Consider the following 19,254-nt stretch of genomic DNA (forward strand, 5'->3'; position numbering starts at 1 on the left):
CATGAACTAATAGAGTGGCTCGAAGAAGAGGGATATCTTCAGCCTCGTTGAGAGTGGTGAAGTTACGAAAGTCGTTATAACTTACAGGGACAGGCTCACACGCTTTGGCTTCAAATACCTCGAACAATACTTCAACTCTCACGGTGTTGAAATCGAAGTAATCTTTGATGACGAGGAGAAGACGCTTGAAAAGGAGCTTGTAGAAGACTTGCTGGCAATCGTGACTTCCTTTGCTGGAAAGCTTTATGGAATGCGTTCTCACAAGAAAAAACGTCTTGTCGAGGCGGTAAAGAATGCCCTCAGAGACGATTAGATTGACAGCTAAATTCAAGCTGAAAGAAACACCGGAAGAATTAGATGAACTCTTCCAAACTTACAAAGAAATCATAAACTTTCTCATCACCTACGCTTTTGAGAATAACATTACCAGCTTTTACCGGCTGAAAAAGGAAACTTACAAAGACTTACGGAAGAAGTATCATGAGTTACCAGGCCATTACATTTACACGGCCTGTCAAATGGCCGCGGCAATCTACAAGAGTTTTAGGAAGAGGAAAAGAAAGGGGAAGGCCAATGGGAAGCTAGTATTCAAGAAGGAGGTTATTATGCTTGACGACCACCTGTTCAAACTCGACTTGGAGGACAAAATCGTAAAACTCTCCACTCCAAGCGGGAGGATTCAACTGGAATTTTATCCTGCAAAGTATCACGAGAAGTTCAAGGACTGGAAGGTTGGCCAAGCTTGGCTCGTTAGAACACCGAAAGGGACTTTTCTCAACGTTGTATTCTCGAAGGAAGTTGAGGTTAGAGAACCAAGGGACTTCCTAGGAGTGGATTTGAACGAGAACAACGTAACACTTTCCCTTCCGGACGGGGAATTCGTTCAACTCATTACCCACGAGCAAGAGATTAGGACTGGATACTTCGTGAAGAGGAGGAAAATTCAAAAGAAGATTAGGGCTGGGAGGAAGAGAAAGGAACTGTTGGAGAAGTATGGTGAGAGGAAAGGAACCGGTTGAATGACTTGTATCATAAACTGGCTAATAAAATCGTGGAGTTAGCTGAGAAATACGGTGGAATTGCTTTGGAGGACTTGAGTGGGATTAGGGATTCAATAATGTATTCTGTCGAGCTAAATGGCAGGCTTCACCGTTGGAGTTTTAGGAAGCTTCAATCAATTATCGAGTATAAGGCGAAACTGAGGGATGTCAAGGTTGTTTTCGTTAATCCCGCTCATACTTCCTCCGTGTGCCCGATATGTGGGGATAAATTAAGCCCGAATGGGCACAGGGTCTTGAAATGTGAAAAGTGTGGTTTTGGGGCTGATAGGGATGTAGTTGGTAGTTGGAATATTCGCTTGAAAGCCTTGAGGATGTGGGGAGTCTCCGTTCCCCCCGAAAGCCACCCGATGAAGACGGGAGGGTGGAAGGTCATCCGCTACGATAGTTTCACATATTTCAAAAGTAGCGGATGACCAGAACGGTACCTGAAAAGAGTATATGGCATCACAAGAGTTCTATAGGAGCAGTGTTTGCTATGCTCTTCGGATACTCTGCAAGCATGGAGTGGAAAGGCTGTTGATACAACCCAGCTACCTTGCTGTGGGATTAGCCTTGGTTTTTAAAGCGTACATGGGGGGTTAAGACATCGAAAAAGTTAAAGTTTTCTCTTCAAAATTTTATTGTCATGAGAACAATAATGCCAAACTAATGTTTGGAAATATTAAATGAATGAAGTTGTCAAAACTAGAGGATATCATTGATGCAATAAAAAAGTATGGATACAAGGTAGAGCTGTAGTTTTGTTTTATCTTTTTACTCTGCCGGAACTCCTACTGGAAATACATAGAGCGGATCTCCTGGAACGTCCAAAACGGCCTTGAGCTCTTCATCTATGAAAGCTCCTACAGCAACGGTTCCAAGCCCTATGGCAGTGGCTTGTAAGTAAATATTCTGGCCAAGATGGCCTGCATCCATATGGACATACCTGTAGCCTCTCTCCCCATACTTCCTCGTTGTTCTCTCATAGTGGGCAACTACAATTATAACTGCCGGAGCAGTTTCAACGCATTTTTGCCCCAAACAAGCCTTAGCCACCTTTTTACCTAACAAGCTTTAACCTGTGAGATTTACCATCGTAATAGTATAAGCCATTTTCAAGCCCTTCAACGTTGTTTGCAACAACGTACACCTCAAAAGGATAACACGCTCCAGCGCTGGGTGATGTTCTCTTTCCCCACTTGTTGATTCCGTAAGCAGCCCATAGCACTTGAGAGAGATGTTTTAGCTTTAAAGGAGCGTTTTTGTACCTCCTAATGCTCTTTCTAAGGTATATAGCTTCCTCGACACTCATTTTACCTTTTAAATTTGGAGAGGGCAACTTGACTTCCATTGAAAATCACCGTAAAAAAGTATGAAAAATCCCTCATATTTTTTGCGTTTCACATTAGATCTAGAAGAACATTTTAGCCATTTGAGCGTGAGGAATGCCTTGTATTCTTAAAACTCTGTTTTTATTAATGTACCCAAGCTCAATAGCTTTACTAACTACTCTTTCCCCTGTCAGGTTGGCTATTGTGGCTTCCTCCAGCAACCTGCCCAGCTCTTCCACGTCCATTAGCTCCCCCTTATAAAATCTCTCTTTTACCTCAAGTTTAAGCTCGCCTTCTCTGAAAGTTTTACCCAACAACTCTTCATCGCATGCAGCTAAGAGCACTTCACCTTGAACCCTGTAGATTTTAACGTACATTTTACCCGGCATCACTGACTCCTATTAGGCTCAAGTTATAACTTTAATCCTTAGTCCCAGAGAAAGCTAGGAATTCCTTTCCTCTGACCTTTATCTTATAGAGGAACCACTCATCGTTGATAGCCTTTCTGAGGGCTTTCATAGTTATCTCTCTTTTTCTAAGTTCCTTTATGGCCTTTTGAACGCTGATAGGCTTAAATCTCAGCTTTTCCCCAGGCCTCGTTTGTGCGACTTTTGGAATGTCAACCCTTATAACGGTGGCAATCTTGGCATAGCCTCCAGTTGTCTGCCTATCGGCGAGCATTATTATCGGCTTTCCGTTCGCGGGTACCTGAACCGCACCAAGAGGAATTGGTTCGGTAACTATTCCAGCTCCCCTCTCAGAGTGCTCTATCTTAGGCCCTTCGAGCCTGTATCCCATTCTGTCCGATTCGGGGGTAACCTCGTATTCGGATGATAGGAAAGTCCTGATACCCTGGGCTGTGAAGTGCTCTATGTTTGGCCCTAAAATAACCCTAATGGTTTTGTCGCCCCATAGGTTGGGAATAAATTTTCTTGGTATAGTCTTGCCAGCCTTACCCGTTAGTATTGCGTATCCCAAGGAAAGCTTGTCCCCAGGCTTCAGTGGCCTTCCAAATTTTGCTCTCACGTATGTTGAGCAACTCTCTAGAATCCTGGGGCAGTCTATACCTCCTGCGAGGGCTATGTAGCCGTACATCCCCTTCCTGAGCCTAACCTTTAGTACATCACCCCTCTTCGCCCAATAGCTCCTCCACGGCTCGAGAGGGTAATCATTGAGCAGAACCTCAGCTTCTCCCGTCACAGCAAACACTGAGGAAGAGTGAAACCTCAGGATAAGCCCACCGACCGTGAACTCTATTACTGGACAATTATCGGGATTACCAACGAGGTAGTTCGCCAACCTCGCGGACACTTCATCCATGACACCGCTCACCGGAACCCCAAACTTCTGGTAGCCAACTCTCCCAAGATCTTGGATCATAGCTGGGCTTGGAGTTGCAACTATCTCAATCATTTTCCCATTCCTCCTTGTAGATCTCCCAGAACTCTTCTTCATCTATGGGAACAAACTTGACGTAGTCCCCAGGAAGGGCTATGCTTGGCGGAACCTTTTTGGGGTTGAATGTCCTCAATGGCGTTCTTCCGATTATCCTCCATCCTCCCGGGCTCTCTATTGCATACCATCCAGTCTGCTTTCCGGCAATTCCAACGCTTCCTGCGGGAACCTTAGTCCTGGGTTTCTCGAGCCTTGGGGTAGCTATCCTCTCGTCCATGCCCCCCAAGTATGCGAACCCAGGGAGGAAGCCCAGGAAGTAGACTCTGTATAAAGGTTTGGAGTGAATCTCAATGACATCATCAATCGTGAGACCGTTATACTCTGCCACGAACTCTATATCGGGCCCGAATTCTCCTCCGTAAGCTACTGGAATCTCAATCTCCCTGCCCTTTACATCCTCCACATTGAACTTTAAATCGGAAACATATGAGATAACCTCTTCGTGCGTTATCAGGGTTGGATCATAGTATATTGCGAGTGAGGAATATGCTGGAACAACTTCAACGAGCCACTCTGGTTTATCCTTTTCTATCGCCTGAGCGAGAGCGTGAACCCTCTTATTGATCTCTTCATCTATCACCTCACCGAAGGAAATTAGAACGCCAGAGTCACCGAGTAATCTTATAGTTAACATTACAATATCACCTGTAGGGTGGTTTTATCACGTGCAGACCTTCAACTTTCGAGAAGTGCCTAATATTTCCCGTAACTACCGATAAGCCATGCACAATAGCAGTTGCTGCAATAATGGCATCACCGAGCCCTATATTGTAATCTCGCCTAATTTCGCCACTGAGGATTCCTATTTCTTCATCAATGAGGAGTATTTGAAAGTGCCTCCTCAAAAATCTGAGAAGCTTCATACCTCTTAGGACGTCGATTAGTACATCCGTATCAATTAGATACATCTCTGTCCCACTCCTTTCGAAGTTCCTCAAAGTTTATTTCTTCTTTAAAAAGTCCAAAGACATCTTCAAGATCCTTGGCGAATTCGTCAATAATTATTACCTTAACTGTTCTCTTATCTGGGATGTTGAGCTTTTTTCAAGTTTCAGGACCCCTTTTTCATAAATTGCTTTGAGTGTGATCATGCTGAATCCTCCCAATGATATCTCTAAGAGGAACTATTTTTACACCTTCCTCCTCAAGTTTCTTCCTTATGTGCGCTGTTATCTCCACGGCCTTCGGATTATCTCCGTGGACGCATATAGTATCAACCTTCAGCTCGATCCACTCCCCATTTATTGCCCTAACTCCGCCATCTTTGACCATTGAAATTACTCTCTCAGCGATTTCCTCCTTATCGTGGATTACTGCTCCGGGCTGACTCCTAGGAACCAAGGTCCCGTCGGGGTTGTAGGCTCTGTCGGCAAAGACCTCATGTGCAACCTTGAGACCCATCTCCTCCGCAATCTCCGCAACCCTTGAATTTGATAGCGTGACCAGAATGAGATTTTTATCAAAGTCGAGAATACCTTCAATGACGGCTCTCGCTAGGTCTTCCTCCTTAACCATGGCATTGTACAAAGCTCCATGGGGCTTTACGTGCTGAAGTTCAAGCCCCTCAGCCCTAACGAATGCATACAGTGCGCCTATCTGATAGAGGATGTAGTTTCTGGCCTCTTCGGGGGTTAGTTTCATGTACCTCCTGCCGAAGCCCATTAGATCAGGGTACCCTGGGTGGGCCCCTACTTCAACCCCATTTTCCTTTGCCAACCTTATCGTCTTCCTCATGACGAGTGGATCTCCAGCGTGCCATCCGCAGGCCACATTCGCTGATGTTATGTACTTCATGACCTCCTCATCTAAGCCAAGCTTGTACCTCCCGAAGCTTTCACCAAGGTCAGAGTTTAGGTCTACCCTCATGGGAATCCCCCAAGGAAAAATTTGGATGAAGAGTTCTTAACGTTAAAATTACATAATTAAATAATTGAAGAATTAAATAAGAAGCCACTTCCATAGGGGGACGACCTTAATGTTCTCCTTAAGAGTTTCTTCTTGATCCCAAGTTACTATCAAGAGGTTGTTACATTTGAGTTCTTTCGAGGCCCTGAGAAGGGCTTCAACTTCCCTCCTGTAGTTCTCATCATTCAGCTCATATGTTACTTGGATAAGTTGAATGACCTTGTTGCCTTCCTTAATGACAAAATCAACCTCACCATTCCTGTCCCTCCAGTAGTACACTTCCCTGTTTGAGAAGGAATAGCTAATCCTTCTTAAGATCTCAACAAAAACTACGTTTTCTAAAATCTTGCCAATGTCCTTAGTGGATTTAAATGCAACGGAGTTTATAATCCCACTATCAATTACATAAACCTTCCTGGGGGACAAAATTTGGCTTTTCAGTTTGGGAGAGAACCTTCTTAGCTGGAAGATTAAGTAAGCATCCTCTAAATAGCCAACAAAGTTTCTAACCGTGTGAACATCCTTCAGCCCAATCACGTTCTTTAACCTACTGTAGGTGATTTCCCGTGAAAAGTTAGAGAGCAAATAGAGGGCAAGTTCCTTAATAGCATGGACTTCCCTTATATTATGCCTCATAACGACATCCCGTTCAACTATATCCCTGTATATAGTCTGCAGGTAAACCCTACCAAACTTTAGTGCTTCAGGAAAGCCTCCAATTTTTATGTATTCCTCTAAAAGCCGCTTTATTTTCGCAATGCTTTTTGTTGAGTACATCCAGTTATTTTCCAACTTAACACCCTTGAACTTTAAAAACTCCCTAAAGCTGAAGGGATACAGCGTGAAGCCTATATACCTCCCAGTTAGGGAAGTTGAAAGCTCACCTGAAAGTAACGAGGAGCTACTTCCAGTAACTATGACCTTCTTTGTGGTTCTTATTCTTGAAAGAAATCTTTCCCAACCTCTTACACTCTGGATTTCGTCAAAAACAAAATACTTGACATCCCCATAAAGCTCATAGAATGCTTGCATCAGCTTTTCATAGTCATTGGGAGAAAATGAAAGTAATCTTTCGTCAAAGAAGTTTATGTAGGCGAACTTCTTGTCTCTCATAAGGAGCCACGTGAGAACTGATTTTCCTGACCTTCTCACTCCAAGGATTGCAAGGATATTTGGATAAGAGAAGAACTTTAACAAAGCTTCCTTGTCGATTTCCCTCTCAATTATATTCTCCCTCTCCATAAACTCTTCAATTTCTTCCCTCTGAGTGATGATGATCCTCTTTAATGACTCGATGTCAAGCATGTGATCACTAATCACATATCTCACTAAAAACTTTGTGATTACTAATCACATATTTCATGACAACCAATTATATCAACTCAAGCCTTTAACTTTTCGAGAAGAGTTGGTGCGGGGGCGGGGATTTGAACCCCGGAACCCCTACGGGACGGGACCCTCAATCCCGCGCCTTTGACCAGGCTCGGCAACCCCCGCTCCGTCCCGTCGAATACTCCTTAAAATAGATCTTATAAACTTTTCGCACTTTGACGAAACCATTAAGAGGCTTCCATTTTAGATCCACCGGGGATAAAAATGATAGTTAGGACACCAAAAAGGCTCCACCTCGGAATTATAGATCCAAGTGGCGATTTAGGAAGGAGATTTGGAAGTATAGGCTTGGCTTTGGATGGAGGATATGAAATAAAGATTACTCCCGCAGGCGGTTTAAGCATCGAGGCTAATGAAGAAGACAGGAAGGTTATAGAGAAGGTAGTTGAGGAGATAAACCTTCACTATGAGACCGGTGTGGACTTCCACATAGAAGTAAGGAGGAGCATTCCAAGGCACGTTGGCCTTGGCTCGACCACACAGCTCGCCCTGGGCATTGCCTCTGGGATTTTAAAGCTTGCAAAGATGGAAGTTCCAATAGAGGAGGTTGCAAAGATTTTGGGAAGGGCCAAAGAAAGCGGAGCTGGGTTGTATACCTTCAAATATGGAGGATTAGTAATAGATGGGGGAGTCAAGGACTCAATACCACCCCTTATTGTGAGGCACGAGTTCCCCGAGGATTGGGCCTTCATCCTCGTAATCCCCAGGATAAGGAGGGGCTTAAGTGAGGAGGAAGAGAGCGAAATACTGGCTGAGAAGTTCGGAGATCCGCAGGCTGGAAGAGAGATAACGTACAGGATCATCTTTGGCCTTCTCCCAGCCCTCGTGGAGAGGAACATAGAGGAGTTTGGGAGGCACCTCAGCGAAATCCAAATGCTCGTGGGGAAACACTTCAGCGCCTTTCAAGGAGGAACGTTCAGGGAGGACATTAGGATGATAGTTGATGAGCTGAATAGGATAACCTATGGAGCAGGTCAGAGCAGCTGGGGCCCCACTGTCTATGGCCTCATAAGAAAGGAGGAGTTCGGTAAAGTTAAGGCTAGACTTTTGGACTTCCTTGAGGATCAGGGAATAAAGACTGAGGTCGAGCTTGGTGTTCCAAGGAACAAGGGAGCCGAAGTCCTGGGAGAGAACTTGTTCCTAGAGAGGCTGATAAGTGGTGTAAAATGATAGTTGAACTGATAAAAGAAATAGGAATAGATGGAGCTAGGTACATAGAGGAGAACCTCGATGAGCAGTTTCAGGCTTTGAAGTACTTAAGCGAACATCAAGACAGTGAACTTTTTATAAAGCTTGTAGTGGCCAATGCACTAATTAGTTATCAGCTCACTGGAAGAGGGGAGCAGTGGTGGTGGGAGTTTGCCAAGTACTTCTCGAACCTTGAAGTTACTTCACTCTATGAGGCCTATTCAAATTTCCTCCCCACTTCTAGATACAACAGGAGGCTAGTAGGGCAGAAGCTGAGGCGGATAAAAAGGGTGGAGGGCTTTTTAAATTCTCTCTCCCTGGGTGAGCTCAGGGAGTACTATGGGGATATGAGGAGCTTCTGGCTTGCACTCGCAAAGGTGGTGGAGTCTGAAAAAGAAAAGAAGACGATAGTCTTCGCCGTGAAGATGTTTGGGTATGCCTCGAGGATCGCGTTCTCAGAGTTTATCCCCTACCCCATGGAGATCCCAATCCCAGAGGACGTTAGGATAATCAAGGTTACCAGAAAGCTAACCCAGGAAAACCCCAGGAAGTTCTGGAGGGAAGTTGCAAGGCAGACTGGCGTGCCTCCCCTCCATATAGATTCGATAATCTGGCCGATACTTGGTGGTGCCGATATTAGCAGGGCTCCTAAGCCCCTCCGTTTTAAGCTCCTCAAACTTTACAAGCTCATTAAATAATTAAACTTATTAATCCAAATCGGAATTATTCCTGGGGAGTTGCATGATAATAGTCGAGAACCTCAGGAAGGTTTTCGGTTCAACTGAAGCAGTGAAGGGAATAAGCTTTAGGATTGATAACGGTGAAATCTATGGCTTACTCGGGCCAAATGGTAGTGGAAAATCGACCACGATGAGAATTTTGGCTGGAATAACGGCTCCCACAAGCGGAAAGGTCATCGTTGAGGGCATAGATGTAAGTAAAGATCAGCTTAGGGTTAAGGAGATCACAGGATACGTTCCAGAGACTCCAGCTTTGTATGAGAGCCTAACCCCCTCGGAGTTCTTCAGCTTCATAGGGAGTATAAGGAGAATTCCCCAGGATGTGCTCGAGGAAAGAGTTGACAAGCTCGTGAAGGCCTTCGGCATTGAAGAATATATGAACCACCTCATAGGAACTTTAAGCTTTGGAACGAGGCAGAAAGTGTCCCTAATTTCCGCATTGTTACATGATCCGAAAGTCCTCATACTCGATGAAGCTATGAATGGCCTTGATCCTAAAAGCGGCAGGATATTTAGGGAGCTCTTAATGGAATTCAAGAAGGAAGGCAAGGTAATAGTATTCTCCACCCACATCCTCGCACTCGCCGAGATAATCTGTGATAGGATAGGCCTCCTCTACCAAGGAAGAATTATTGCAGAAGGCACTGTAGATGATCTCAAAAAGCTTGCAGAGGAGGAAAGTCTGGAGGATGTGTTCTTAAAGCTCACTCAAGCGAAGGAAGAGGTTTCACTACTAGTTTCAGCGCTGAAGGAGGCGCTGTGATGCTGTGGAAGATAATAAAGATCCTCTATAGGGAAGTGCACTACCAAATGCTTAAGGAGAACGTCACAATATCCTCTAATAAAAAGAAGTTTGAGGACTCGCTAAAGTGGCAGGCCAACATAAAACTTGGCTTGGGTCTCCAGGTCTTCTGGATGCTTGTAATGGGAGTCCTCTTTGGTGTAAGTGTTGCACTTGCTCCCAAAGATGTTAAGGGAATAGCTTTTGCTTCCCTCCTCCCAGTGCCCCTCATATACGCAATATACTCGACGGGTTTAACGGCCTCCTACCTTCAGTCCGGAAGGGTGTTTGAGCCACTAAAGCCCCTACCTATAAGGAACTTGAATTTGCTCGTTTCGCTTTCAATATTCCTCGAAGTACTCCCCGCTTTGTTCTTAATGCTACCTTCGGCACTCTTCCTAGGTGACGCTATTGCTACGGCGATGGGAATAGCATGGGTTCTCGTGACCCTCATAATGGGGCACGCTATAGGCCTCTTCATTCAGGTCAAATTCGGGGGCGTTCACGTAGGGAAGGGAAGTGTAATCAGGAATCTAGCCAAAGTCTTTGGCCTCCTCTTTATGGTGGGCATTTACTTAATCATCCAGCTCCTCGCCCAGTTTATAGAGGAAAACATAGAGGTTATTGCTCCACTATTCAAGAAGTACTACATTGCATTTCCCATGGCAGCTTCAACGGTCTACGATCCGCCAAGGTCCATATTGATATTACTATTGTATGGGATCCCCTTTGGACTGCTCTACATATACTCAATGAGGAGGCTTTGGGAAAGCATCGAGGGGATCAAAGTTTATGGAAAGGCAAAGCTGGAATACAAGTTACCAACAAAGATGCCACCACTAGCTCTCTTTGAGAAGGATTACAAGATCATATTCAGGAAGACTCAGCTCTTAGGGAGCTTTCTCGCCCCAGCGACGATGACGCTCTGGTTCATTTACATGGTCTTCAAATCTGGCTTTCCAATGCTTCAAGGGGCCCTCCTTATGATATCTATAGGCATGCTCAGCATGGTGTCGTTGGATGCGTCGTTTAAGGTTGATATGGAGGCATTTGAAGTTCTGAGGTCACTTCCACTAACGAGAACAAGATACCTTAGGGCAAAAGCCCTCACGATGGCTTTCATTCCGAGTATAATTGAGGCAGTGATCCTAACAATAGCCATCTTCATTAAGGGTGCTGAGGTGATTTATTTAGCTCCTTACGCGCTATCACCACTTTTAGGAGCTGCTATAGGTATTGGATACACTAGCATGAAGATTAGGGATGTCGAAATGCCGAACTTTGGAATCATGGATGGCATATTGCTTCTCCTCCTTATGATCATGCCTATAGTTATAGCCGGCCTGATACTTTTCTTTATGGGATCTCCGTACGTGTACCTTGGCTTGGGAGTTGCGTACGTTGCTATCTCACTAATAGTCCTGTGGAGGGTCTGAGAATGTTTAGGAGAATCCTGGAGATATTTAAGAAAGGCGAGAGTGAAGAGCTAGATTCTCAGGAAAAGTTTCTAGTAGGCAAAGTGAGGGTTGAGGGAAAGCTCAGGGTTGGGCCATGGGATGCAGTTATATGCGAGGTTGAAGAAGGGATAGTAAAGATAGGCTACAAACTCAAGAAGGGCAGGAAAAAAGTTCCAATAATGAAGATCCAGAAGGAAAGGAAGGATATAGAGTTCGCGATTCCTGGGGACAAGGTTGCGCTAATACTAGATGGATCAATAGAAGTGGAAAGTGGAGAAGTTCTTAAGATCTACTCCACCTAACACGGGCACTCTGACCTTGCAGTCCAGTACCCATCGCTCTCTCCATCCCTGTATCCGGCTTCATATCCTTCCGAGTACCAGTGTTTCCACAGTTTCTCCCATACCTTCCTTCCCTCCTGATCATAGAGTCTCACGTATGACTTACCGTATGTCTTATACCTCATGTACTCGGATCTTTCAAAGTCCCTAACCTCTCCAGTATAGACGTTTATTACTGCGGCCACATCGAAGATAAAGTGAACATCAGTTCCAACTACGATCTTATTAATGTCAAAGTTCGGGAACATTATTGGCTGTTCAAGCCATGCCTTGAGGTTGAGAGTTCCGGAAACTTTGTAAATTCCCTCACCAAGCATCTCCACTTTTTTGTTTGGAGTGAAAACCACGGCCTTTGGACTTGGATAGTGGAAGTAAATTGGCTTTCCGACAAAGTCCCTAATTATTTCCCTAGTCAGAACTTTCCTGTGCTCAACGAGCCAATTTGCAAATATTTCAACTGCCAACTCCATTTCCCTCTGTATCCTCTTCCTTTCCTTTCTGTCATTCCACCAATCTCTCAGCCCCATTGGGCGAACCTCCCATTTTAAAAATGCCTCTAGAATTTAAGTATGGTGGTCATTATGATAATCCTCGACAACCACTTCCATGTAGATCCAAACAACGGGATATTCCTTGAGGCCGTCAAGCAGTTCTACAGGGCAGGGGGGACTCATCTAGTTGTGGTCTATAAGAGCGCTCACGACTACGGCTTCCCTGGGGTCAGAGCGGAGGACTTCATGAAGGCAATGGACTTTCACGTTAAGCTAGTGGAGAAGATAAACAGTGAGACGAAAGTTAAGGCCTTTGCCGTCGTTGGAGTTCATCCTGCGGAATTCGACTATCTTGCAAGGAATAAGGGGCTAGAGTACGCGAAGAATGAGGTTATGAAAGCCCTAGAATACGCTCAAAAGCTGTGCCTAGAGGGGAAGGCCATCGGGATTGGGGAAGTGGGAAGGCCCCACTATGAAGTGCCTCAAGAGATATGGGAGGCGAGCATAGAGCTCATGAAGTACTCAATGGCTCTAGCCAAAGACGCCGACTGTGCTGTTCAGCTTCATACTGAGAGCTTCGACGAGGAGAAGTTTAGAGAGCTAGGAAGGTACATTAAGGAAGTTGGAATTAAGCCCTACAGAGTAGTTAAGCACTTCTCACCTCCCCTTGTGAAGGTGGCCAAGGAGGTGGGGGTGTTTCCAAGCATAATAGCCAGCAGAAAGAATATAGAGGAGGCAATAAAACAGGGAAATAGATTTCTTATGGAGACTGACTACATAGATGACAAGAAAAGACCTGGAGCAGTTTTGGGACCAAAGACAGTTCCCAGGAGAACGAAAGAATTCCTGCAAAAGGGCTTGTTTACTGAGGGGGACGTTTACATGATACATGTGGAGAACCCCAGGGAGGTTTATGGTCTCGAACTTGAGGACTAAGGAAATTTTTATAAGGTAGAAATATTTACCTACATTGATGTTGAAAGCTGTACTTCGAAGGTTAAAGAAGAAATTCAGAAGCAACTCAATTGGCGTTATAAAGGTTGAGAAGAGGATAAGGGCCAAGAACATGGAGGCTATTTTGGGGAAGGTTGAGAAGGGAGTCGTAAGGGTAGGAGCCATTGTTGGAAAGGGAAGAGTCGTCCTAATAAAGAAGCACAGAGGCGAGATTGAATTCGCGATGTCGGGAGAGGAGATTTTCGTGGTAATTAAAGGTACTGTGGGCAAGATAAAGGACGGCAAGGTAGAGGTTTTTGGGCCTAAAAGAAATAGCATATTTTAAAGCCATGCTTAGTCTCAACGATCTCAACATTGCTATCAAAGGCCGCTTTTAAAAGCTCCCTACAGCCATTCCCAGCTTCGCACTCACCGAGGAACTTTCCTTCCTTGATGAACACCATCCTGTCCCCATACCTCAGGGCGAGATTTACATCATGCATTACGGAGATAACTGTTTTTCCCTCTTTGGATAGTCTTTTCAGAACGTTCATGACCTCTATCTGGCTCTTTGGATCGAGGTTGTTTGTAGGTTCATCAAGCAAGATTATGGGAGTTTCCTGGGCTAGGGCCCTAGCTATTGCCGCTTTTTGAAGTTCTCCTCCGCTAAGCATCCTTGTTGGCCTCTCTGCAAGTTTTTCTATCCCCACGGTCTTTAGTGCATGCATTACTGACTTTATGTCATCGTTACTTGGTCTTAGGCCCATATACGGCTTTCTACCCAAGAGAACGAAGTCAAAAACCCTCAAAAAGTTTGGTTCAACCCTCTGAGGGACGTAGGATATCAGCTTAGCTAGTTCATCCCTCCTCAACGCAGCCAAATTCCTGCCCATGATCTCTATTGACCCCGAGCACTTCAGCATGCCCATGATACATCTTAAGAGGGTACTCTTCCCCGCCCCATTCGGTCCCAGGATTACCAAGAATTCCCCTTTCTCAACGTCAAAGCTTATCCCCCTAAGTATTGAATGACCATTGTACGAGAAGGAGACGTCTCTCAAGCTTAGGGCCTTCATCTCGCCCCCTCCATCTTTATCAAAAGGTACAGGAACGTTGGGGCCCCTAAAAATGAAGTCACAACACCAACTGGCAGTATCATTGGGGAGAACGCAAGCCTCGCGAATGTATCTGCTACCAAGAGTATTAAGGAGCCGAGTAGAGTGGAAAGGGGAATTAGGAACCTGTAGTCTCCTCCAAACATCAGCCTTATCGCATGTGGAGCAATCAGACCTATGAACCCTATAACCCCCACGAATGCAACGCTAACCGCCGTGATGTAGGCTGATAATATTGCGGAGATCATCCTGAACTTGTCAACCTCAACCCCAATGGAAAGCGCGACTTCATCCCCAATTGATGTAGCATTAAGATCCCACCTCTTCGCCAAGAAGTATCCTAGTGTAGGTATAAACGAAACTAGCATGATTAAATCTTCCCTCCAGTAGGGCCTTCCAAGATCACCAAAGCTCCAGTACACCATTGCGGCAAGCTGAAGCTCGTTGGCAAAGTACTGAATTAAGGTCGTCATGGCCATGAAAAGTGAGCTCATGGCAACTCCGGCAAGTATCATCGCTTGAGGGCTCAGCCCCTTAAGCTTCGCCAGGGACACTATCACTATCGTTGAGAGCATCGCGCCCATGAACGCGAACAAAACTATTGCATAGGGATTATCTACCACAACTCTTCCGGAGCTCTCAGCGTAGCCCGCTCCAAGGATTATCGCCAGAGAAGCACCAAACATTGCTCCATGAGAAACTCCCATGGTGAAGGGAGTTGCTAAAGGGTTCCTGAGGATCCCCTGTAGGACTGCACCGCTTAAGGCTAGAGAAGCCCCAACTAGGACTGCCGCAACTATCCTGGGGAGCCTTATGTTCCAGACAGTGTAGACTGCTGCTCTCGAACCTTTGCCTAATAGAGCATTGAAAACTTCCCGCGAGGAGAGAGGATAAGCCCCCTTCATGAGGGAGAATAGGCTAACCAAGAAAATTAGGAAGAGAAGGCCAAAAGCTGCGAGAGTTCTCTTTCTAACGTATCCTTCGTACATCACGGGTTCACCGGCAGGGAGTATGTAACACTTCCGTTCTCAAGATCTACCTTTCCAAACCCGCCGAACTGCTTTGCCAATATCGAATAGACTGGCTTGCCCACGAGGAACTCATAGATCTCATCCGCCTTTTTCGCTGGATCTACATCTCTGAACTTCTCGGGATACAGAACCTTGCCTATGAAATATGCATCGGCCATTGCAGTCCCGATGTTAGTGGCGTAGAAGTTGTAGGGTAGCAGACCATAAACGTGCCCCTCTTGGACTGCCTTTAGGGACTTGTAAAACCCTGGGTTCTTCTTGTAGTCTTCAAGGATAAGCTTTAATCCTCCTTCGTCTATGAAGAGGTACTCAGGTTGCCACTCGAGCAACTTTTCTTTATCTATAAACTTATGGCCTTTCCCAAGAACGCTGGCAACGTTCTCCGCATGCACAGCCTTGAATGGCGGATAATCGGCCTCGGTGCTCTCTATTCCATGTGCTCCCTTGTAGCCTATCCCACCAACGTACACGGTCTTAGGGGTTACGTCCTTTGTCCTTTCCTCCAAATCCTTCTGGATTGACTTTATGAAGTTAATTACCTCCTTGGCCCTCTCCTCCTTACCCAAGATTTTGCCGGCAAGTTCAAGTGACTTGAATAACTCCTCATCGCTGAAAGTTGCTAGCTCCCCATAGCTTAGAACAACAACCGGAATTCCGGTTTTTTCCTGAATTTCATCAGCGGTCTTCTTATCAACGTACGTCATGAATATCACGTCGGGCTTGAGCTTCATTATCTCCTCCAAGTTTGGCAACTTGCCCGGGCCTCCCGGGCCTATCGTTGGGAGATTTCTAAGCTCAGGGTGAGCTAAGATGTAAGGCCTTCCGAAGTTGAACCTCTTTTCGAAGTCCTCAACGCCAACTACCATATCGCTCGCGTTGAGGTAGACTATCAGCCTTAAACAGCCGGGACCCGCGGCAACTATCCTGTGAACTTCTTTGGGAACCTCAACCGTTCTTCCAAGCATGTCCGTAACCTTTACTACATTGGAAGTCTCCGTTGGAGTTGAAGAACCTAGGCAACCGAGAACCAGAAAGACCAAGGCAAAAACTATTAACTTCCTCATTTGCTACACCTCCAGCTGGTTATCCCTCTTCCAATGATTGCAGGAATCTCCTCACCAGCACAGGCCCTGCAGTAGGGCTTTTCGTTTATGTAGACAACTTTAGGAGCCATTACAAGCTCACCGCACTTAGAACACCGAATGCTTTCGAAAATTGGGGCCTGTTCTATTGGCGGGACTTTAACCCTCTCAATCTTGAAGTAATCTTTTGGAAGATGTAGAAACTCCTTCGCTATCTCTTCCCAGTACCTCCACAACTCTTTCCTTTCCTCGGGGGTTCCCCTCCTTTCCTTCACTACTTTGTTGAAGAGTTTAGTTGCCCTGGGAGGGTAAAGTTCCCTAAGCTTCTCAGAATCTGCATAAACCCTCACACCCTCCCAAGTTTCCCTCTTAACTAGGGTTAATGCCGTCTTTCCAGTGTCAACGTAAATCAGGGAGTTGTTGCCGAGAGTACAACCAGTTGCCACCTGCACTCCGTCGGTAAAGCAACTATTCGTTTCCACTATGGCGAGAATTGATTCGTCAACACTCCCCGAATAGTCGAGCCTTCCAACTCCCAATTCCTCCATGGCTATCAGTGAGGCCCTAATTCCGAGGGCCAAATAGGGGCAGATGTGACCGTGGAACTCCTTTGCGTATTCAAGGATCCCCTCGGCATCTCTCTTTTCAACGAGCTTATTTAACTTGAGCACTTTTCACACCAATTGATAAAAGAGTAACACGATTTTTAACAGTTTTTTAAAGTGGGTGTTATTAACTCCAGGTTTAGAACTTGAACAAGACCCATATTCCAATCCCTATTAGGAGGATTCCAGCAATTACTGAAAGCTCCCTAGAGTGTCTAACCATGGCCCTCGAGAACTCCTTGCTCTCGCTTAAGCTTCCCATTGCGAAGAGAATTATGAAGAGGGGCAGGACGAATATCAGGTTGTACAGGGCCAAGAGCAGGTAAGCTAGGGCCTCCATCTTAGATATAATCGTGTTGAAAACTATGTAAGGTCCCATAGAGCAGGGTAAGAGGGTTGTTGAGACTGCAAAACCTAGAATTAGGCCTCCAACTATTGTAGCTTCAGTTGAAAAAGCAAGCTTCCTTAACTTTCCCTTGCCGACGGTTCTAGACTTCTCGAGAAGCCCCGTTATTATCTCATATGTTCCAAATCCAATAGCTAAATAGCCGGCCCACGTTGTCGGTATCTTCCCAGTTAGGATCATGAGGCCTATTCCGAGGGTGTAGTATGAAGCATAAACGGCAAATATGAAGGCAAGGCCCACGGTGTATAAAGCCCTCTTGGGAAGGCCTTTGACTGAGAGTGCTATGAGGAATATAGTGTAGACCACAAAGGTGCAGGGGTTAACTGAATCAACTATTGCGAGGGTGAAGAACTGAGGGATGAAGCTTTGAAGATGAATTAAGCTCAGCGTTATTGAGCTTAGGCCAAAGGACAGGAGAATTATGAGGAGGAGGTACTTGAACTCAGTTTTCATCCTGGGCACAATTATTGAGAGCCTTCAAGGTTTTTAGGGCTTTCTAAAATTTTTGGTTGGAAACTAAAAGTGTCTCAAAAACACTTATATATTCAGTTGGTGAATAATTCAGTTGGTGAATATAGTGAGGTTCATAGATAGGAAACGTGAGATCAACGAGCTAAATAAAGCCAAAGAGAGGGCAAGAGGGAGATTGTACGTTCTCGTTATTTATGGGCATAGGAGAGTGGGCAAAACAAGATTGCTTGCGGAATTTCTAGGTAAAAATGATCTCTACTTTTTCGTGAATAGGGGCAAAAACTCCGAAAGGTTGCTCAAAGAATTTACCGAGATCCTGAGAGAAAAGCAACTTCTGGGAAAATATGAGGTTATTGAAACATGGGATCAGTTCTTTGACGTTCTGTTGTCTAGGTTTGAAGGTGTAGTGGCCTTCGATGAATTTCAAGACTTTCACTTCGTGGATAGATCGGTGTTCTCAACATTGCAAAGGAAAATTGACGAGTTCGAGAATAAAGCCAAAGTCCTCTTAATCCTTACCGGATCAACGTTGGGGCTAATAAAAAGAACGTTCCAGGATGGAAGAGAACCCCTTTATGGAAGAGTAGAGAAGTTTATGAAGCTTAAACCGCTGGGGATTAGAGATACATATAGATTTTCCTTAGAGCTTGGAATAGGCAAGATGCAGGATTTCATAACTCTGTACTCAGTATTTGGAGGTTACCCTAAGTACTGGGTTGCAATGGAGGATGAAGGATTAATAGGTGAAAGCGCGGAAAAAATCCTGAAGGAACTTATATTCTCCGAATTCCCTCCCCTTGAAAACGAGGCTGAGGTTATACTCTCGCTTGAGCTCGGAGGCAGATCATCTACTTACTACTCAATACTCCAAGCAATAGCGGAGGGAAAGTCAACGATTTCTCAAGTAGCCAGCCATCTGAGGAGAAAGGAAACCAGTATAACGAGGCAGTTAAATGAGCTCAAGGAGTACTTTGAACTTGTTGGGAAGACGTGTTCCCCAATAAATGAGAGGTGCCTCCTCTATGTTGCTCACCCATACCTAGCGTTCTGGTTTAGGTTCATTTATCCTAATCAATCTGAGTATGAAATAAACAGGGAAAAGCTTTGGAGGAAGGTTAAGAAGGAGTTAGAGGGCTACGTTGGGAATAGGTTTGACTTAATTGGTGCAGAAATCCTAACTTTAAAGTATCAAGTTTCCAAATTTGGAAGGCACTTCGGCTTTTACAGAGAGGGAGGTAAGAGGAAGGTATATGAGATAGACTTTGTTGGAATAGATGGCAAGAGAGCCATATTCGCTGAGTTTAAGTGGCGTAAAAAGGCTATTGATGCAGAGAAACTAGTTGAGGAATTGAAGTGGAAGGCGGAAATGAGTGGATGGAAGGGAGAGAAGAAGTTCGTTTTAGTCGGTAGGAAATTTAAGAACGTCCCCGGAGATGTTGAGGTTATAGATGAGGAGGATGTTAGAGAGTTAATTTCTCAAGCCTAGTAAT

20 protein-coding genes, 1 tRNA gene and 3 pseudogenes are annotated in these 19,254 nt (G+C 45.1%); 10 read left to right on the plus strand and 14 right to left on the minus strand.

The annotated features are described in order from the left end of the window. Window positions 1–28 precede the first annotated feature (28 nt). Together A3L04_RS05615 and A3L04_RS05620 are read left to right on the plus strand one after the other, a co-directional pair. Window positions 29–313: pseudogene (locus A3L04_RS05615) on the plus strand (recombinase family protein); the annotation flags it as partial. Further along, a pseudogene (locus A3L04_RS05620) lies at window positions 294–1,474 on the plus strand (RNA-guided endonuclease InsQ/TnpB family protein). The pseudogenes A3L04_RS05615 and A3L04_RS05620, both read left to right, overlap by 20 nt. A gap of 340 nt (window positions 1,475–1,814) precedes the next feature. Here the strand turns inward: A3L04_RS05620 and A3L04_RS05625 are convergent. The 8 genes and pseudogenes from A3L04_RS05625 to A3L04_RS05665 all read right to left on the minus strand — a co-directional run bounded on the left by A3L04_RS05625 (window position 1,815) and on the right by A3L04_RS05665 (window position 7,228). Beyond that, window positions 1,815–2,391, minus strand: a pseudogene (locus tag A3L04_RS05625) (SagB/ThcOx family dehydrogenase). A 60-nt stretch (window positions 2,392–2,451) separates the two neighbouring features. After that, window positions 2,452–2,760 carry a DUF424 domain-containing protein gene (locus A3L04_RS05630; RefSeq protein WP_068576867.1) on the minus strand — a complete coding sequence of 103 codons (309 nt, stop codon included), beginning with the start codon at window positions 2,758–2,760 and terminating at the stop codon, window positions 2,452–2,454. 31 nt (window positions 2,761–2,791) lie between these two features. After that, entirely contained in the window at window positions 2,792–3,784 is a 993-nt protein-coding gene (locus A3L04_RS05635) for a 5-oxoprolinase subunit C family protein (protein ID WP_068576865.1), read from the minus strand. Beyond that, window positions 3,777–4,460, minus strand: coding sequence for a 5-oxoprolinase subunit PxpB (gene pxpB / locus A3L04_RS05640; protein ID WP_068576863.1), 684 nt, complete (start codon window positions 4,458–4,460; stop codon window positions 3,777–3,779). Before pxpB ends, A3L04_RS05635 begins: the two co-directional genes overlap by 8 nt. A 7-nt stretch (window positions 4,461–4,467) precedes the next feature. Beyond that, a complete protein-coding gene (locus A3L04_RS05645) occupies window positions 4,468–4,734 on the minus strand; it encodes a PIN domain-containing protein (RefSeq protein WP_068576861.1) in 267 nt (88 codons plus the stop codon). 157 nt (window positions 4,735–4,891) lie between these two features. Continuing rightward, window positions 4,892–5,692, minus strand: coding sequence for a LamB/YcsF family protein (locus tag A3L04_RS05655; RefSeq protein ID WP_068576860.1), 801 nt, complete (start codon window positions 5,690–5,692; stop codon window positions 4,892–4,894). Between the two features lie 72 nt (window positions 5,693–5,764). Next, window positions 5,765–7,036, minus strand: coding sequence for an ATP-binding protein (locus tag A3L04_RS05660; RefSeq protein ID WP_068576858.1), 1,272 nt, complete (start codon window positions 7,034–7,036; stop codon window positions 5,765–5,767). Window positions 7,037–7,140: 104 nt separating this feature from the next. After that, a tRNA-Leu gene (locus A3L04_RS05665) sits at window positions 7,141–7,228 on the minus strand. 99 nt (window positions 7,229–7,327) lie between these two features. On the opposite strand from A3L04_RS05665, the gene A3L04_RS05670 reads away from it, so the two are divergent. The 5 genes from A3L04_RS05670 to pbp11 are packed head-to-tail and all read left to right on the plus strand — an operon-like array spanning window position 7,328 to window position 11,591. Next, window positions 7,328–8,293 (plus strand): beta-ribofuranosylaminobenzene 5'-phosphate synthase family protein, encoded by a 966-nt coding sequence (locus A3L04_RS05670; RefSeq protein WP_068576856.1) that lies wholly within the window; start codon window positions 7,328–7,330, stop codon window positions 8,291–8,293. Continuing rightward, complete coding sequence (locus A3L04_RS05675) at window positions 8,290–9,009, plus strand: N-glycosylase/DNA lyase (protein WP_068576853.1); 720 nt, start codon at window positions 8,290–8,292, stop codon at window positions 9,007–9,009. The genes A3L04_RS05670 and A3L04_RS05675 overlap by 4 nt, the downstream gene beginning before the upstream one ends. Window positions 9,010–9,052: 43 nt before the next feature. Continuing rightward, window positions 9,053–9,814, plus strand: coding sequence for an ABC transporter ATP-binding protein (locus tag A3L04_RS05680; protein WP_068576851.1), 762 nt, complete (start codon window positions 9,053–9,055; stop codon window positions 9,812–9,814). Continuing rightward, window positions 9,814–11,268, plus strand: a complete 1,455-nt coding sequence (locus tag A3L04_RS05685; protein ID WP_068576850.1) for a hypothetical protein — start codon at window positions 9,814–9,816, stop codon at window positions 11,266–11,268. Before A3L04_RS05680 ends, A3L04_RS05685 begins: the two co-directional genes overlap by 1 nt. A gap of 2 nt (window positions 11,269–11,270) precedes the next feature. Next, window positions 11,271–11,591, plus strand: a complete 321-nt coding sequence (gene pbp11 / locus A3L04_RS05690; protein ID WP_068576848.1) for a tRNA-binding protein Pbp11 — start codon at window positions 11,271–11,273, stop codon at window positions 11,589–11,591. Here pbp11 and A3L04_RS05695 read toward each other — a convergent pair. Then, the gene (locus tag A3L04_RS05695) at window positions 11,588–12,157 is read right to left on the minus strand and encodes a hypothetical protein (RefSeq protein ID WP_068576846.1); all 570 of its coding nucleotides are present in this window, start codon (window positions 12,155–12,157) and stop codon (window positions 11,588–11,590) included. The genes pbp11 and A3L04_RS05695 overlap by 4 nt on opposite strands. 54 nt (window positions 12,158–12,211) lie before the next feature. Here A3L04_RS05695 and A3L04_RS05700 point away from each other — a divergent pair, with 54 nt between their 5' ends. Together A3L04_RS05700 and A3L04_RS05705 are read left to right on the plus strand one after the other, a co-directional pair. Continuing rightward, window positions 12,212–13,057: a TatD family hydrolase gene (locus A3L04_RS05700; RefSeq protein WP_068576845.1), complete on the plus strand. Its 846-nt coding sequence runs from the start codon at window positions 12,212–12,214 to the stop codon at window positions 13,055–13,057. Between the two features lie 37 nt (window positions 13,058–13,094). Then, window positions 13,095–13,400: a hypothetical protein gene (locus A3L04_RS05705; protein WP_068576843.1), complete on the plus strand. Its 306-nt coding sequence runs from the start codon at window positions 13,095–13,097 to the stop codon at window positions 13,398–13,400. Here A3L04_RS05705 and A3L04_RS05710 read toward each other — a convergent pair. From A3L04_RS05710 to A3L04_RS05730, 5 genes are all read right to left on the minus strand, one after another. Continuing rightward, the gene (locus tag A3L04_RS05710) at window positions 13,378–14,130 is read right to left on the minus strand and encodes an ABC transporter ATP-binding protein (RefSeq protein WP_068576841.1); all 753 of its coding nucleotides are present in this window, start codon (window positions 14,128–14,130) and stop codon (window positions 13,378–13,380) included. The genes A3L04_RS05705 and A3L04_RS05710 overlap by 23 nt on opposite strands. Continuing rightward, window positions 14,127–15,158, minus strand: a complete 1,032-nt coding sequence (locus A3L04_RS05715; protein WP_068576839.1) for a FecCD family ABC transporter permease — start codon at window positions 15,156–15,158, stop codon at window positions 14,127–14,129. The genes A3L04_RS05710 and A3L04_RS05715 overlap by 4 nt, the downstream gene beginning before the upstream one ends. Further along, complete coding sequence (locus A3L04_RS05720) at window positions 15,158–16,264, minus strand: iron ABC transporter substrate-binding protein (protein ID WP_068576836.1); 1,107 nt, start codon at window positions 16,262–16,264, stop codon at window positions 15,158–15,160. Before A3L04_RS05720 ends, A3L04_RS05715 begins: the two co-directional genes overlap by 1 nt. Next, on the minus strand, window positions 16,261–16,953 hold the full coding sequence (locus A3L04_RS05725) for an FmdE family protein (RefSeq protein WP_068576834.1): 693 nt from the start codon (window positions 16,951–16,953) through the stop codon (window positions 16,261–16,263). The genes A3L04_RS05720 and A3L04_RS05725 overlap by 4 nt, the downstream gene beginning before the upstream one ends. Window positions 16,954–17,026: 73 nt before the next feature. Further along, on the minus strand, window positions 17,027–17,746 hold the full coding sequence (locus A3L04_RS05730; protein WP_068576833.1) for a cytochrome c biogenesis CcdA family protein: 720 nt from the start codon (window positions 17,744–17,746) through the stop codon (window positions 17,027–17,029). Window positions 17,747–17,861: 115 nt separating this feature from the next. Between A3L04_RS05730 and A3L04_RS05735 the strand changes: the two genes are divergently transcribed. Next, entirely contained in the window at window positions 17,862–19,250 is a 1,389-nt protein-coding gene (locus A3L04_RS05735) for an ATP-binding protein (RefSeq protein WP_231963849.1), read from the plus strand. The last annotated feature ends 4 nt before the right edge of the window (window positions 19,251–19,254 follow it).

The organism is Thermococcus chitonophagus (assembly GCF_002214605.1).
GTDB lineage: Archaea > Methanobacteriota_B > Thermococci > Thermococcales > Thermococcaceae > Pyrococcus > Pyrococcus chitonophagus.

Bases quoted from the DNA above. Each gene is read 5' to 3' on its own strand.
- A3L04_RS05710 (WP_068576841.1), bottom strand. From the start codon at position 14,130: ATGAAGGCCCTAAGCTTGAGAGACGTCTCCTTCTCGTACAATGGTCAT.
- pxpB (WP_068576863.1), bottom strand. From the start codon at position 4,460: ATGTTAACTATAAGATTACTCGGTGACTCTGGCGTTCTAATTTCCTTC.
- A3L04_RS05655 (WP_068576860.1), bottom strand. From the start codon at position 5,692: ATGAGGGTAGACCTAAACTCTGACCTTGGTGAAAGCTTCGGGAGGTAC.
- A3L04_RS05685 (WP_068576850.1), top strand. From the start codon at position 9,814: ATGCTGTGGAAGATAATAAAGATCCTCTATAGGGAAGTGCACTACCAA.
- A3L04_RS05670 (WP_068576856.1), top strand. From the start codon at position 7,328: ATGATAGTTAGGACACCAAAAAGGCTCCACCTCGGAATTATAGATCCA.
- A3L04_RS05705 (WP_068576843.1), top strand. From the start codon at position 13,095: ATGTTGAAAGCTGTACTTCGAAGGTTAAAGAAGAAATTCAGAAGCAAC.
- A3L04_RS05675 (WP_068576853.1), top strand. From the start codon at position 8,290: ATGATAGTTGAACTGATAAAAGAAATAGGAATAGATGGAGCTAGGTAC.
- A3L04_RS05635 (WP_068576865.1), bottom strand. From the start codon at position 3,784: ATGATTGAGATAGTTGCAACTCCAAGCCCAGCTATGATCCAAGATCTT.
- A3L04_RS05695 (WP_068576846.1), bottom strand. From the start codon at position 12,157: ATGGGGCTGAGAGATTGGTGGAATGACAGAAAGGAAAGGAAGAGGATA.
- A3L04_RS05680 (WP_068576851.1), top strand. From the start codon at position 9,053: ATGATAATAGTCGAGAACCTCAGGAAGGTTTTCGGTTCAACTGAAGCA.
- A3L04_RS05720 (WP_068576836.1), bottom strand. From the start codon at position 16,264: ATGAGGAAGTTAATAGTTTTTGCCTTGGTCTTTCTGGTTCTCGGTTGC.
- pbp11 (WP_068576848.1), top strand. From the start codon at position 11,271: ATGTTTAGGAGAATCCTGGAGATATTTAAGAAAGGCGAGAGTGAAGAG.
- A3L04_RS05700 (WP_068576845.1), top strand. From the start codon at position 12,212: ATGATAATCCTCGACAACCACTTCCATGTAGATCCAAACAACGGGATA.
- A3L04_RS05730 (WP_068576833.1), bottom strand. From the start codon at position 17,746: ATGAAAACTGAGTTCAAGTACCTCCTCCTCATAATTCTCCTGTCCTTT.
- A3L04_RS05630 (WP_068576867.1), bottom strand. From the start codon at position 2,760: ATGCCGGGTAAAATGTACGTTAAAATCTACAGGGTTCAAGGTGAAGTG.
- A3L04_RS05660 (WP_068576858.1), bottom strand. From the start codon at position 7,036: ATGCTTGACATCGAGTCATTAAAGAGGATCATCATCACTCAGAGGGAA.
- A3L04_RS05715 (WP_068576839.1), bottom strand. From the start codon at position 15,158: ATGTACGAAGGATACGTTAGAAAGAGAACTCTCGCAGCTTTTGGCCTT.
- A3L04_RS05645 (WP_068576861.1), bottom strand. From the start codon at position 4,734: ATGTATCTAATTGATACGGATGTACTAATCGACGTCCTAAGAGGTATG.